General features: G+C 38.8%; 12 protein-coding genes and 1 pseudogene. 6 read left to right on the plus strand and 7 right to left on the minus strand.

Going from position 1 to position 13,780, the window contains the following annotated elements:
- Nucleotides 1–20: 20 nt before the first annotated feature.
- Both LEP1GSC199_RS02755 and LEP1GSC199_RS02760 read right to left on the minus strand, forming a co-directional pair.
- The gene (locus LEP1GSC199_RS02755) at nt 21–788 is read right to left on the minus strand and encodes a M23 family metallopeptidase (protein ID WP_002977028.1); all 768 of its coding nucleotides are present in this window, start codon (nt 786–788) and stop codon (nt 21–23) included.
- Nucleotides 745–2,163, minus strand: coding sequence for a flavin-containing monooxygenase (locus LEP1GSC199_RS02760; protein ID WP_002977044.1), 1,419 nt, complete (start codon nt 2,161–2,163; stop codon nt 745–747). Before LEP1GSC199_RS02760 ends, LEP1GSC199_RS02755 begins: the two co-directional genes overlap by 44 nt.
- Before the next feature lie 278 nt (nt 2,164–2,441).
- Here LEP1GSC199_RS02760 and LEP1GSC199_RS02765 point away from each other — a divergent pair, with 278 nt between their 5' ends.
- Nucleotides 2,442–3,383: an ankyrin repeat domain-containing protein gene (locus tag LEP1GSC199_RS02765; RefSeq protein WP_002977049.1), complete on the plus strand. Its 942-nt coding sequence runs from the start codon at nt 2,442–2,444 to the stop codon at nt 3,381–3,383.
- 48 nt (nt 3,384–3,431) lie between these two features.
- Here LEP1GSC199_RS02765 and LEP1GSC199_RS02770 read toward each other — a convergent pair.
- The 5 genes and pseudogenes from LEP1GSC199_RS02770 to LEP1GSC199_RS21405 all read right to left on the minus strand — a co-directional run bounded on the left by LEP1GSC199_RS02770 (nt 3,432) and on the right by LEP1GSC199_RS21405 (nt 6,168).
- Nucleotides 3,432–4,114, minus strand: a pseudogene (locus LEP1GSC199_RS02770) (metallophosphoesterase).
- Nucleotides 4,115–4,247: 133 nt separating this feature from the next.
- Nucleotides 4,248–4,892: a hypothetical protein gene (locus LEP1GSC199_RS02775; protein ID WP_039925875.1), complete on the minus strand. Its 645-nt coding sequence runs from the start codon at nt 4,890–4,892 to the stop codon at nt 4,248–4,250.
- Between the two features lie 54 nt (nt 4,893–4,946).
- A complete protein-coding gene (locus LEP1GSC199_RS02780; protein ID WP_002977222.1) occupies nt 4,947–5,507 on the minus strand; it encodes a hypothetical protein in 561 nt (186 codons plus the stop codon).
- Nucleotides 5,508–5,541: 34 nt separating this feature from the next.
- Nucleotides 5,542–5,988, minus strand: a complete 447-nt coding sequence (locus LEP1GSC199_RS02785; protein ID WP_002977025.1) for a thioredoxin family protein — start codon at nt 5,986–5,988, stop codon at nt 5,542–5,544.
- Nucleotides 5,989–6,018: 30 nt separating this feature from the next.
- Nucleotides 6,019–6,168 carry a hypothetical protein gene (locus LEP1GSC199_RS21405; protein WP_002972862.1) on the minus strand — a complete coding sequence of 50 codons (150 nt, stop codon included), beginning with the start codon at nt 6,166–6,168 and terminating at the stop codon, nt 6,019–6,021.
- A 118-nt stretch (nt 6,169–6,286) separates the two neighbouring features.
- Between LEP1GSC199_RS21405 and LEP1GSC199_RS02790 the strand changes: the two genes are divergently transcribed.
- Genes LEP1GSC199_RS02790 through LEP1GSC199_RS02810 form a run of 5 tightly spaced genes read left to right on the plus strand, consistent with a single transcriptional unit; the run spans nt 6,287 to nt 13,729 of the window.
- On the plus strand, nt 6,287–8,971 hold the full coding sequence (locus tag LEP1GSC199_RS02790; RefSeq protein ID WP_002977260.1) for a valine--tRNA ligase: 2,685 nt from the start codon (nt 6,287–6,289) through the stop codon (nt 8,969–8,971).
- Nucleotides 8,961–10,238: a phosphoribosylamine--glycine ligase gene (purD, locus tag LEP1GSC199_RS02795; RefSeq protein WP_002976862.1), complete on the plus strand. Its 1,278-nt coding sequence runs from the start codon at nt 8,961–8,963 to the stop codon at nt 10,236–10,238. Before LEP1GSC199_RS02790 ends, purD begins: the two co-directional genes overlap by 11 nt.
- The gene (locus LEP1GSC199_RS02800) at nt 10,238–11,077 is read left to right on the plus strand and encodes a hypothetical protein (protein ID WP_002977012.1); all 840 of its coding nucleotides are present in this window, start codon (nt 10,238–10,240) and stop codon (nt 11,075–11,077) included. The genes purD and LEP1GSC199_RS02800 overlap by 1 nt, the downstream gene beginning before the upstream one ends.
- Before the next feature lie 23 nt (nt 11,078–11,100).
- Nucleotides 11,101–12,228 carry a peptide chain release factor 2 gene (gene prfB / locus LEP1GSC199_RS02805; RefSeq protein WP_002977201.1) on the plus strand — a complete coding sequence of 376 codons (1,128 nt, stop codon included), beginning with the start codon at nt 11,101–11,103 and terminating at the stop codon, nt 12,226–12,228.
- 4 nt (nt 12,229–12,232) lie between these two features.
- Nucleotides 12,233–13,729: a sigma 54-interacting transcriptional regulator gene (locus tag LEP1GSC199_RS02810; RefSeq protein WP_002977203.1), complete on the plus strand. Its 1,497-nt coding sequence runs from the start codon at nt 12,233–12,235 to the stop codon at nt 13,727–13,729.
- Nucleotides 13,730–13,780 lie beyond the last annotated feature (51 nt).

Raw genomic sequence — 13,780 nt, forward strand, 5'->3', positions numbered from 1 at the left:
CGCATATTAAAAATAAACGATTAGAGAGTTCCTCCCTTTTCGATGAGATACAAAAAACTGTCCTCAGAAAAGGATTTGTCTTTGGGTCCATACTGCATAAGCCACCGAGTGGGTGGCAAAAAACCCTCAGTTTTTAATGCATATCCTCCACCTAACGATGCCCCAATGACCGAACGAAGTTCGAAATGTAAATGGGCAGGATAATTTCCCCCTGCATCGCCAATGGTTCCAATCCATTCCGTTTTTTTCACCAATTGTCCTGGTTCCACATCAATGGTGTGTAGGTGGGCATAAACTGTTTCTAAAAACCAAAAATCTCCATTGCCCACATTATGATGGTGTACGATCCGAACCACTTTCCCCCAACCCCCACCGTAGTCAGCGATCTCCGAAACCACACCATTTCCAAACGCATAGACAGGGGCGGCAAAGTCGCTATCGCCACCAGTAACGGAATTCCAGTCTTCTCCCAGGTGTTTACGGCCACCAAACTTTCCATTTTCAGCCCCAAATTTTTGCGCTAAGTAATAACCTTCGGCATACTTTCCCCCTACAGGGAATTCAAAATCTGTGGCCTGGAAGGAAGGATAGCGTTTTAGAATGGGATAAGGGTCTGTGGTTCGAACTTCTCCAGAAGATTCCATCCATCCGAAAAGTGGATTTCCTTGGTAGGAGTAACCTTTGGATACACAACCTATCCCAAGGAGTGAAAGACAGGTTGTGAGGAGGAAACTAAAAATTTGGTTATTTGCGGACCAATTTCTTTTTGTGCGTTTTGGAAGATTCATGACGGACTTCCGAAAACAATCCCGCCCGTGCTTCGATTGGCAAATGGTTTCCGAGTTTTTCGGATCTTTTTTTACCAGCTTTCATTTCCTCTTTCATATTATAAATGAAGGTATCGTAATCCACTTGGATGGTATGGCGTGTGCTACTCACATACCTTTTTTTCATATCCGCTTGGTCCTTTTCTATGGCCTTCTCCATATCTTCTTTGGAAGGCAACACATAATTTCCCGTGAGATATTGTGCGATCCATTTTCCTTGGCATTCTGCCAGTGGCATGATAGCACCTAACGGTTGCATAAGACCGACAAAAAACAAATCTTTGATTCCGGGTTTCATCATTTTATAAAATAGCGGGATGTAGTTATTGGGTGCAGATAAAAAATCTTCCTCAAAAAAAGGAAACTTGATATTGTATCCCGTGCAATAGATAAGAACATCTGCTTCTTCTTCAGTTCCATCGGCAAAGGCAATTTTTTTACCTTTGAGTTCGGTGATCACTGGTTTTGGTTTGATATCACCTCGTCCAAGCCTTACCAGTAAATCTTGTGAGATGGTAGGGTGAGCCGATCCAAACTTATGATCTGGTTTTGGCAAACCAAAGTCTTCCATTTTCCCTACACCAAAACGAATGAGTAGGTGAGCGAGTGTTTGTTGGATAAAAAACGGAACCCAATGTGGTGTATACTCGGTTAGTTTATCCAATGGTTTTCCAAATAGATAGTTGGGGATGACATAAGCGCCGCGTCTGGCCGATAAAAATACTTTTTTAGCAACACCGGGTCTGGAAAGTTCCACAGAGATATCCATTGCACTGTTACCCATTCCAAGAACTACGACATTTTTTCCCTCACAATTAACAGGTGTTTTTGGGTCAACATAGGAGTGGGAATGTATGATCTGGCCAGAAAATTTTCCAGGAAAGGCAGGATCGGGCCAACGTTCACTCCAGTGATGTCCATTTGCTACAACTAACACGTCGTAGTATTTGATAGGTCCTTTTTCGGGAGTGATTTTCCAAATTCCCTCTTCGGTTCGCTCCGCTTTTTTCACACCATTTTTAAACTGAATGTGTTTTCTGAGTCCAAAGTGGTCTACAAAAGATAAAAAGTATTTTTGAATGGGTTCGTGGTTTGGATAATCGGGATAGTTGGTTGGCATGGGATAGTCACGATATTCCATCCGATCCCTATGAGTATTGATATGAAGAGACTTATAAATATTACTCAGGCCATTGTCATTTTTATAACGCCAGTTACCTCCTACATCACTTCCTTTTTCATAACAATCAAAGGGAATCCCATGTTCCTTCAATGATTTAATGATTGTTATACCGGAGGATCCAGCGCCAATTACACAAACTTTAGGAAGTGCCATAGTATTTCTCTCGCTATCGAAACAGGTTTACGTTCGGGTGAAATGGTTAGTATAGAGAACATCGTTATCAAGAAGATTTTGGGACTATTTTTAAAAAAAGTGTGACATCTAACTTTTTCTGAAACGAGCAAGAATGTTGCAATTAAATTGCATTGAAAGGATAGGTTGGGAAACCTTGGTCTTTCCCTCGCGGCTTTTTAGATTGGTACCGTAAATTCGTATTTAATTAAAGTTTGTATAACCAAATCCTAGAATCATTTAAGAATATGAGAAATAATATGAAAACAGAGAAAACAATTGCAGTATTTTTATTAACGTTTGTTTCACTTTTAACAAATATTTCCTGCTCTTCCTTTAGCTTGCAATGCGCCAATTGTTATTTGAGCGATGCTTATCAAGACAAAAAAGCCTTGGAATTGTTAAGGGCTGTTGTGAACGGTGATAGTCAAAAAATTGCAAAACTGGTGAAAGAAGGTGCGAGCCCTAATCATTTGGAAGAAGGAAAGGTGCCTATACTTATTTGGGCAATTTGTGCAAATAGTTTAGATGGATTTGAAGCACTTTTGATAGCAGGTGCGGATCCGAATTTAGGAGGTACTGGATATGGAAAAGGTAATGGGGAGGGGTTTGGTAACGGTATGTTCAAGAAGCGTCAAGGAATTCGTATTGCCGGTAGCAGTTCAATAAAAAGCGGTTGGTCGGCAATGGTGTTTGCATCAGCATTTCAAAATTCTGACTTTTTGAAATTGGCAATTCAATATGGAGGAGAACTGAATTCATTTAAAGGTGATTCAGGAAGTTTTCCGTTATTAGTTGCATCTGAATATGGCCAACTAGAAAATATTAAGATATTAATTAAAGCAGGGGCAGATATAAATGCACATGATGAGAAATATAACTATTTAACCGCACCAATTTTGTCGATTGGGATTTTTGCTCGTTATGATATAGCCATTTGGCTGCTTGAAAATGGGTATAACTATAACTTAGAAAGTTTAGCATATGCAGCTGAATCACGAATGGTTAACAAAGAGATTCAGCCTGAAAAAGAAAAGTTAATTAAGATGTTCGAAGCTCGAGGTGTAAAATTTCCTGACCCAAAGGGTAAAATTGCAGGAGAAGTTAAGAGAAGGAAAATTCCTGAAGAAGATATAATGGATATTGTATATGGGAAAAAATCAGTTTTGGATTATCCTGAACTAAAGCAGGGAAATAATTAGATTGCCCTGAGCTTCGCAAAGACTATGTTATGCGAATCTATTATTTTATTAATTCTTTTTGTGTCGTAAAATGAGGATGGGAACTTCGGAAGGACAATTAAATCTAAGAGGTAGGATTGACCATCCAATTCCACAATGAAGAGATCAATGGATTCTGTATGAGGTGTATCAGCAGATTCAGGATTGTGCGCAAGAGCAATTTTAAATTGTTTTGGATCAGTGTGTTTGAATATCTGATCGATAGGAATGTGGTCTTCCCAAAAATCTCCTAGTCCACCAATGATGATTTTCTCATCGCCTCGTTTGATTTCTAATGATTTATTTCGTATGGATTTTTTACTCTCCTCTAATAAACGAAGAGAAAGCAAATGATTTACCCAGTGGTCATGATTTCCATTCACGAAAACTTCCGCATCTTTGCCTTTTAGAAGTGGAAGCAATTTCCAAATCTGAACCAACTCTTCGTCAAAATTTCTTTTTTTTACGTAATCACCAATCCCAACTATTAGATCAGGATTTTGTTGATTGGTGGATTCAATGACATACCGAATCCAGAATTCAGGGTTAAGAAAACCATAATGTAAGTCTGATACCACTGCGATTTTATACCCATCGAAACTCTTGGGTATTTTTGTGGATTCAATATCGTAAATGGGAAAACGAACGTAATAACGCTCAAGAAAGAATGAATTAAATAAAAGAACGAAGAGAGAAACGAGTATGAATTTAATTTTTTTTTCAAAGGCATAATTGGTAAACTCAACTTCGTCTCGTTTGATTAAATTCTCACTGATCAAATAAAAGCCAAGGGATTCATAAAATGGACTTGCTGTGATATTCACATAGGAGATCTGTTTTTGAATTTTAAGAGTCTTCTGAAAAGTACAAGCTTTTTGCAAATTTCAACGTATCAAATGATTCATGCCAATTCATAAATCTCATAATATAAGATTCTCCATTATGTAAAAAAATTTGAATCCATCGAGCATTGTTTATATTATAACCTTTAACTGAAAAAAGTAGGATAACAAATTTATCATTCCTAATTAAAAAAAATTTTCCATCATAATGCGAAAGATTTAGTAAGAGTTTTTTTCTGAAGTTTAATAGTTCTACCCTAGAATGAATATCCATATTTTGGAAAAGATCCTTATTGGTTAAAACTTCAGTTAATGCCTCTAGGCAATCTAAGCGAATTTTTCTTAAACTTTCGCAAAAGTTGTTTTTTTGAGAATGTAACCGAAAGATTATTTTGTTCACTTTGTCTTCGCAATCGTTTACATAATCTCCTTGAATTAATTTTCTACGTTCGCACTTTAACCCTTCCAAAGTGCCATCTTTACTAATCTGTTTAGAAGTTTCTGACTTATTAATCTGATAATAAAGTATTGAGTCAATTTCTAGTTCCTCATTGTCTTCTACAAGGGTATCATGATTTTTAAGTAGTTCACTTTTACAAGAAGATACTAAGAGCAAAATAATTAAGAAAAAAGTATTTCGAAATCCCATTATAATTTGCATTATTCAATGCTATCTCTCGAGAAAAACTCTGAAATAAATAACTTATTTTCCTTGTGACATATCCAGAAAATCCTTCACATCTTTTTCTCCACTGGAAATTTGGATCTTTGTAATTTTTCCCTCTTTCAGTTGCATCATTGTCACCGATCCTTTGGTTCTGGGAAAAGGATCTGCAAGTTTTTCTTCTCTCACCAAACGAAGAGTATACGGATAAGATTTCATTTTAGGTAGGGCAACAAATTTGGAGATAAGAAAAGGCATTCTATGGATGTCAGATACAAGCACGGCTTGTTTGGATTCCAAATACCCTTTTCCTTCTTTTTCTAAAATCGGGTGGATGATTTTACTGGCATCCATATCGGCGATAAACAAAACTTTTGTGGTATCTGCAAGGATTGGACTTGGTTCCTCCCACTGGTTTGTATAATTGATTACGGGAAGTGGATTTCCAACCACTAAAGTGGGAGAAACTGGTTCTTCCGCATGGAGAGTCAAAGATGATGATAAAATTAGAACAACGAAGGATAACGTGTTGGATCTAAAGTAGGTTTTCATTTTTGAAGAGAACATATTGTTTGTTAGTTGGTTATTCAGTGGAAACATGGTTTGAAAGTGGTCGTTAAAAACGAACCTTCTCCTAAAGACGGTATAAATATTCTAAAACTTGTTCTTTTGTCATCTTACTGGCGTTAGAGAACTCTCCCCCTTTTGTAGAGGTAAGAATATTCCCTGTTGGGTCAATCACAACCAAAGCTGGAATTCCATTTTGGATGGGATTTCCAAGTTTGTCATTTAGACTTAAGTTTTTGTCGAAGCGACCCACATCTACCTTGAAGAGAAGAAAATTTTGAGTGAGGAGAACCTTTGGTTCGGGCTCCTGAAAAATAAGATCTAAGGCACGACAATCAGGACACCAATCGGCCCCGAAAACCACAATGAGTTTGCGGTTTGAGTCTTTGGCGATAGCCAAACTTTCTTCGTATTGGGAAAGTATTATGTCACCTTGTTTGGAACAACGAGAAAGGTTAGTGAGAGAAAATCCAAAGAGTAGGAGAAAGAAAAGAATTCGAAACTTACGTTCCATAAAAAGAGCGGAAGGAAACTTCCGCCTGTCTTATTTCTTAGCGATTTCTTTAAGGATTTCTTGTCTTTTTTTATCTTTATCGATATGGGAAAGAGACAACCAATCGCGTTTCAATTGTTTTTCTGAAACACCTTTGAAGGTTGCATATTTACCGAGAATTTTTGCTGTTTTTGCGTTCATGCCAACCAGATTCTTTTGCCACCCCTTTCTGTCAATGCGAACCTGATGGTTGCTGTTTCATCCTTGACCCCTAAACTCTTTACGAAACATAGTAAAGTGCAAGAAATCCAAAGACCCTATGAAATCACAGCTACCTGACCGTTACGATCCCGAATCCGTAGAGCCCAAATGGATACAAACCTGGGAAGAAAAAAAAACCTTTGCCCCTGACTCTTCTCGCAAAGAAACTTTCTCGATCGTTATCCCTCCACCAAACGTAACTGGGAACTTACACATTGGGCATGCACTCAATCATACCATCCAAGACATCATCATTCGTATTGAACGTAAAAAAGGAAAAAATGTAGTTTGGGTTCCTGGAATGGACCATGCCGGAATTGCAACACAAGTGGTTGTGGAACGGGAGCTTGCCAAAGAAGGGAAGTCACGAACCGATTTTACTCGGGAAGAATTTATAGAAAAAGTTTGGGAATGGAAAGCTCATTCGGGTGGAATCATTGCCAAACAACAACGGTTACTCGGTGAATCAGTCGACTGGTCACGGGAAAGATTTACTTTTGATGAAGGTTTATCAAAAGCAGTCATCAAAGTATTTCGCAGTTTGTATGATGAAGGTTTAATTTATCGCGGGGAAAGGATCATCAACTGGTGCCCTGTTACCAAAACTGCCATCTCTGACATTGAAGTAGAATACAAAGAAAAACAAGGCAAACTCTATCATATAAAATATCCGAAAGCTGAATTTAAATCCAAAGATCCCAAAACTCTAACTAAAGACGAATACATCGTTGTAGCGACCACAAGGCCCGAAACGATGTTTGGTGACGTAGCGGTCTGTGCCCATCCAGATGATGTGCGTTATGCGACCTTAAAAGATAAGTTTGTTTTTCTCCCGATTGCAGGAAAAGAAATTCCCGTTTTATTTGATACCTTTGTGGATAAAGAATTTGGATCGGGACTTGTCAAAATCACACCAGCTCATGACATCAATGACTATGAAGCGGGACTTCGTTTGCATTTAACTCCTATCAATATAATGAATTTGGATGGGACACTCAACGAACATGCAGGTAAGTACAATGGACTCGACCGGTTTGAAGCTCGCAAACGTGTTGTGGAAGAACTTGAGGCAAACGGTTATATAGAAAAAATAGAAACACATATTCATAGTGTGGGCCACAACCAAAGAGGTGGGGCTGTCATAGAACCGCTGTTATCGACTCAGTGGTTTGTAAAAATTGAATCATTAGCAAAACCTGCGATTGAAGTGGTAAAAACGGGAAAGGTCCAGTTCCAACCCAAAATGTGGGAAAAAACCTACTTTGAGTGGATGGAAAACATTCGGGATTGGTGTATTTCTCGCCAACTTTGGTGGGGACATCGTATCCCCGCTTATTATGCACCAAACGGAGAAATGGTGGTCGCCGAATCCATCGAGGAAGCGGTATCACTTTTTTCTAAAAAAGGAATTTCTGTTACAAGAGAGACCATCAAACAAGATGAAGATGTTCTTGATACTTGGTTTTCTTCGGGACTTTGGCCGTTTACTGTATTCGGTTGGCCTGATAATTCTGAAGAACTTAAAAAATACTATCCTACCTCCGTTTTAGTCACCGGCTTTGATATTATTTTCTTCTGGGTGGCACGGATGATTATGAACGGCCTGAAATTTATGGATGATGTTCCCTTCCAAAAAGTTCTCATCCATGGCCTGGTTCGTGATAAAGATGGAAAGAAGTTCAGTAAATCTTTGGGGAATGTAGTCGATCCTTTGGATATGATGAGTAAATACGGAACGGATTCGTTTCGTTTTTTTCTCGCGGCAGTATTACCGGAAGGAAAAGACATCCTTTTCGACGAATCCAGGTTAGATGGTTATCGTTCCTTCTGTAATAAAATTTGGAATTCGAGTCGGTTTATTTTTATGAACTTACCGGAAGAGTTCACGGCCAAAGAACCAGACATCTCTACTTTAGAAGATACTGACCTTTGGATTTTGAATGAGTTTGATCGTATGTTATCTCGTTACGAAAAAGCATACAGTGATTATCATTTTTTTGAAATGGCAAATTCCATTTATGATTTTGTATGGGGATCTTTTTGCGATTGGTATTTGGAACTCACCAAAGCTCGTGTGTATGGAAATGTAACACCCGAATCACAAGAAAAAGCACGACTGGTTCTTATTAGCGTATTAAAAAAATCACTCGGGCTTTTGCATCCCTTTATGCCTTTTATCACGGAAGAAATTCACTCTTTACTTGAGACAACCGAACTTGCAAAAACAGAATTTCCAAAGGCCTATGGGGTTTCTGATTCGGCACCAGCTGTGGTTCGGATGGAGCTTGTTCGTGAGATCATTACTAAGATTCGTAATATGCGAGCTGAACTCGGGGTCAAACCTGAGAAAAAATGTAAGGTGATTCTCAAGTGTAATCACAAAGAATTAAAAGAGATGATGGAAAGAGAAATTAAATCCATCCTGCAACTTTCGAAAGCAGAGAGTTTAGAGTTTATTGATTCTTATGAAGCAAAAAATACAGATTCTGTAGGTGCATTTTCGATTGGCGAAATTTTTCTTCCATTAGAAGGTATTTTTGATTTTGAAAAAGAAAAACAACGATTGGAAAAAGAGAAAAAACAAATCCAATTGGAAATGGAAAAGTTGGAAAATAAAATCAACAATCCAGCCTTCTTAGAAAAAGCAAAACCTGATGTCGTAGAAAAAGAAAGAGAAAAGTACAATACTTGGAAAGAGAAACTAGATAGTACGGTAAGGGCTTTAGAAAAAATTGGAACATAAATTTAGAGTTTTACTCATTGGAAGTGGCGGAAGAGAACACGCGTTAGCGGATTCTATCTCAAAATCAGAATCTTTGCAATCCCTTCGGGTATTTCCAGGAAATGGTGGATTTTCGAAAGAGATGCTCGTGGATTCATCTGAAATTTCGATCACTGATAAAACTAAATTTTTTGATTATATAAAATCATCGGGAACAAACCTCGTGATTGTAGGTCCAGAAGATCCACTCGTAAATGGACTCTCTGATTGGTGTGCGGAGATAAATATCCCCTGTTTTGGACCTTCTGCGTATTGCGCACAAGTCGAAGGAAGTAAACATTTTGCAAAAGAAATGATGAAACGAGCCAAAGTTCCAACGGCCTCATTTGCTGTGTTCACTGATCATGAGTCTGCTTGGAGTTACGCACAAAAAGAAATTTTGCCTTTAGTGGTCAAAGCGGATGGCCTTGCTGCGGGAAAAGGGGTCACTGTTGCCTTTGAGATAAAGGAAGTCAAGCAGGCGTTAGACGAAATATTCTTAGAATCGAAATTTGGCGAAAGTGGAAATAAAGTAGTTTTGGAATCCTTTTTAGAAGGAGAAGAAGCGTCCCTTTTTGTCATCACCGATGGAGAAAGGTATATGTGCCTTCCTGCAGCCCAAGACCACAAACGCGCGTATGACGGAGACATTGGCCCTAACACTGGGGGAATGGGTGCCTATGCACCGGCACCGATTGTCACCGATGTTGTTCTTTCAAAAGTGAAGGAACAAATCATTGAACCAATGTTAGCTGATTTTCGGACTTCGGGCCATCCCTACAAAGGACTTTTATACGTTGGGCTTATGATTACCAAAGAAGGAATTCCAAATGTAGTGGAGTTCAATTGCCGTTTTGGGGATCCAGAAACGCAGTGTGTCCTTCGCCTGTTAGATGAAGACATATTACCTATTTTTTATGCATCAGCAACGGGAACCCTTCCTGAAAGAAATTTGAAATTAAAGGAAGGTTCTTCTGCTGTCGTAGTTCTTGCGGCAAAAGGATATCCGGATTCGCCCACAAAAGGAATGTCTTTAGAGATACCATCTAACGAAGGGAATGTGGTCGTGTATCATGCGGGAACCAAACGCCAAGAAACTCAAATTTTAGCAAATGGGGGAAGGATTCTCGGAATCACTTCTTTCGGTATTTCTTTAAAAGATGCCATTAGCGATTGTTATTCGTTCCTTACAAAAATCAAAGCCCCCGATACCTTTTATAGAAAAGACATAGGTAGGAGAGCCCTCTAGTGCCGTTTAGTATCTCTGGAAATTTTAAATATTGTGAACGTACAAACCTTCGCAATTTTGAAAAACATCTAGGGATTATTTTGTCTGAAAATCAAACTCAACTCCAACAACATCTCATGATTCGTAGGGCCCTTCAGAATTTAACTGGTTCTGTCAGTGTTCTTTCGGGACTCAGTCGTCAGGAATTATTGTCTTTTATTTTTATTCTCACGCAGTTCGGTGATATCATCCGTTCAGAAACTCCACCGGAATATCTTCTGTTAGAATCGATTCCTTATGTGGTGGAATGGATGAAAGGCCATTATATGATCCCTATAGAGATCTTAGAGCACTTAGCCCATGAACGAATCTTCAAAGACCAAGGGTATTTGTTTGCGCTCATCCCAGCTTTATCCATTAAAGAAAAAAAATCATGGATTCGTTGGATCGGAGTGGACTTTGAAAAAGGTGGGGATCGGGATTTAAATTTCGAAATTTATTCGCAGTGCCGTGTATTGCAAAAACCATTTCTCGGAAAGTCACTGGTCCAAGAATCCGAAATTCGTTTGGAACAAATTTGGCCTCGTGGTAAAAATGAATGTATTGATTGGTTTTATAAAGGGCTTTCTACATTTTATTATTCCATGGAAGAGATGAGTCGAAAGGAAAAAGATCCTTTTTTACTTCATGTCATCGAACTCATTAAATCAGGTAAGTTTATACTCAAACGTTTGCCTGATAGTTATGGAAAAGAATCTAGTTATTCTCTGGTGGGGACAGTTGAAGGTAATACTCCGCAGCTTAGAGAAACTACATTCCAATGGGAAGTGGAACGACTTCGTAAAGATTCTTTATTTTAAACTTCCGTTTCGGTTTTACTATTATGGATAGATCACTAAAAGACTTAAAAAAACAAACATCAGAAATGATTGAATCATTTCAAACGTATTGGGCGGCTCAAAATTTCCAAGAAGACTATGACCGTTTATCATCACTCATTGAAAAAGCAAACGATCCAAAATTATGGGACTCACCCGATCATGCAAAAACAGTAACTCAAAAACGTAACGAGTTACAATTAAAACTGGATCCTTGGTTGGAATTAAAAAAAGAACTTATTGATTTTCCTGATTTGATTGAACTCACATCAGAAGAAATGGGCGAGGCAGGTTTAAAATCTTTAAATGATGATTTTGATCGAATGTTCGAAGCCTTCGAAAACTTGCAAATGTTAGATGCACTTGCAGGTAAAGATGATGGGAAGGCTGCCTTTATCAATATCCATCCTGGGGCCGGTGGAACAGAATCTCAAGACTGGGCTGATATGTTACTCCGAATGTATACCAGGTTTTGTGAACAAAAAGGATACCGTGCGGAACTTGTAGATTACCAACCAGGGGAAACAGCTGGAATCAAAAACGCCACGCTTTACATCCAAGGTGATCATCCTTTCGGATATTTAAAATGTGAATCAGGAGTGCACCGCTTGGTGCGAATTTCTCCCTTTGATTCCAATAAACGAAGACATACATCCTTTGCCTCTGTGTATGTGACACCAGAAGTTGATGATGATATCCAAGTGAACATCGAAGAAAAAGACCTTCGAGTGGATGTGTATCGGTCTTCCGGGGCTGGGGGACAACACGTAAACACTACAGATTCTGCAGTGAGAATTACACACATACCTTCAGGTGTTGTGGTTTCTTGCCAAATGGAAAGATCCCAAATCAAAAACCGCGATACGGCAATGAAGATGCTTCGTGCCAGGTTGTATGAAATGGAAAAACAAAAAGCAGAAGAAGAGAACGCAAAAAAAGCCGGCGAAAAAAGAGATATCTCTTGGGGATCACAAATTCGAAGTTATGTGTTTCATCCTTACAATCTGGTAAAAGACCATAGAACGGATTTTGAAACAGGAAACGTTCATGCTGTGATGGATGGCGATTTGGAAGATTTTGTTATTGCCTACTTAAAATACCTGACAAACCAAAAGGCAAACACAAAAGTATAATCAAATGTCTGTAAAACAGGATATTTCCGGTACTTTAAGGAAAATCCAAAAAGAAATTCAACAACTTCCGAATATTACGGATCGTTTAAATTTCATTTTGGACATGACTCTGACTCTGTTTGGAGCCTCTACCGGTAGTATATCCATTATGGATCAGGAAGAAAAAGTCCTAACCATTGTTGCCGCCAAAGGGATGGATTGGGAAAAAAAAATTGCTGCCAAACTTCCCTTTAACTTGGGAGTCACAGGTCGTGCTGCCTCCACTAGAGAAATCATCTATGTTCCCGATGTTACTTTAGATAAAGACTATGTAAAACTGATCGAAACCGTTCGTTCAGAGCTTGCGATTCCACTGGTCACTAGAGATTCTACCATTGGAGTTCTTAACCTAGAGTCAGATAAGGTAAATTTTTTCTCATCCGATATTATCAACCAAGCCACATTGTTTGCATCCCAATTAACAATAGTTATCCTGGAAGAACGAATTGCCAAAGAAGCTTTTGAAAAATCCAAACGAGAAGAAGACCCGGTAGAAGAAATTCTTGGTTATGATCCGAGCATACTTTTTTTAAAACATAGGATTAGGCAAGTGGGTCCCTCGGACACATCGGTGATGATCATTGGAGAAGAAGGTTCCGGGAAAAAATTAATCGCTAAGGCCTTACATTATATATCTCAAAGAAAAAATGGTCCATTTCTCTCTGTAGATTGTTCCGGCCTTAGTTATGAACTATTGGAGGCGGAACTTTTTGGTGCCCAAAGTGGAAAGATATACAATCCCGGAAAATTAGAGCAGACCAATGGTGGGTCCTTATACATTGAATCCATTGGAGATTTACCAACGAATCTACAAACTAGACTTTTTCAAACTCTGCGTGATAAAACGATGCCGAACCCCTCAGCTAAAAAGAAGGATGAGGTTCTCAACATTCGAATTTTTACCGGAAGCAAAAGAGATTTATTAGAAGATATCCAGAAAGAAACTTTTTCCATGGATTTATACTACCGCCTAGCGGAAGTTCCATTGCGTATGCCTCCGTTACGGGAAAGAAGAGGAGACGTTCCACTCCTTGCTCACCATTTTTTATACCAATACAACAAACAATACGGAAGGAACAAAACCTTTTCGACAGAAGCCCTCAAGGCATTAACAGGGATGCCTTGGAGTGGAAATGTTCGGCAACTTCAAAGTGTAATTCAATATGCTGTCCTTGTTCCCCCAGAAACGGTTTTGGAACCACATTCTTTCCTGCAAGATGGGAAACGAGAAACTGAATCGACCTCAAAAGTTCAAAGTTTTGCAGTAGGAGCTGAGATCCTTTCCCCTTCGGAAAATTTATCGCTCAACATTGCCATAGAAAGGTTGGAGGCCATCTGGATCAAAGAAGCATTCCAGCGAGTATCGACTCAGGAAGAAGCAGCCAAACTGCTTGGCATTAGTCGTGGTTCTTTGCAGTATAAGATCAAAAATAACCAATTTCTGGACGGATTCAACACTTAAGTCGAAGAAAAGAATGGATAGATTGGCCTGATCTGTCGATATGATTACAAA

It is taken from the genome of Leptospira vanthielii serovar Holland str. Waz Holland = ATCC 700522 (assembly GCF_000332455.1).
In the GTDB taxonomy this organism is placed as follows: domain Bacteria; phylum Spirochaetota; class Leptospiria; order Leptospirales; family Leptospiraceae; genus Leptospira_A; species Leptospira_A vanthielii.

What these genes read in the sequence shown, in the direction of transcription:
- LEP1GSC199_RS02755 (WP_002977028.1), bottom strand. Translation starts at nt 788, where the DNA reads ATGAATCTTCCAAAACGCACAAAAAGAAATTGGTCCGCAAATAACCAA.
- LEP1GSC199_RS02760 (WP_002977044.1), bottom strand. Translation starts at nt 2,163, where the DNA reads ATGGCACTTCCTAAAGTTTGTGTAATTGGCGCTGGATCCTCCGGTATA.
- LEP1GSC199_RS02765 (WP_002977049.1), top strand. Translation starts at nt 2,442, where the DNA reads ATGAAAACAGAGAAAACAATTGCAGTATTTTTATTAACGTTTGTTTCA.
- LEP1GSC199_RS02775 (WP_039925875.1), bottom strand. Translation starts at nt 4,892, where the DNA reads ATGGGATTTCGAAATACTTTTTTCTTAATTATTTTGCTCTTAGTATCT.
- LEP1GSC199_RS02780 (WP_002977222.1), bottom strand. Translation starts at nt 5,507, where the DNA reads ATGTTTCCACTGAATAACCAACTAACAAACAATATGTTCTCTTCAAAA.
- LEP1GSC199_RS02785 (WP_002977025.1), bottom strand. Translation starts at nt 5,988, where the DNA reads ATGGAACGTAAGTTTCGAATTCTTTTCTTTCTCCTACTCTTTGGATTT.
- LEP1GSC199_RS21405 (WP_002972862.1), bottom strand. Translation starts at nt 6,168, where the DNA reads ATGAACGCAAAAACAGCAAAAATTCTCGGTAAATATGCAACCTTCAAA.
- LEP1GSC199_RS02790 (WP_002977260.1), top strand. Translation starts at nt 6,287, where the DNA reads ATGAAATCACAGCTACCTGACCGTTACGATCCCGAATCCGTAGAGCCC.
- prfB (WP_002977201.1), top strand. Translation starts at nt 11,101, where the DNA reads ATGGATAGATCACTAAAAGACTTAAAAAAACAAACATCAGAAATGATT.
- LEP1GSC199_RS02810 (WP_002977203.1), top strand. Translation starts at nt 12,233, where the DNA reads ATGTCTGTAAAACAGGATATTTCCGGTACTTTAAGGAAAATCCAAAAA.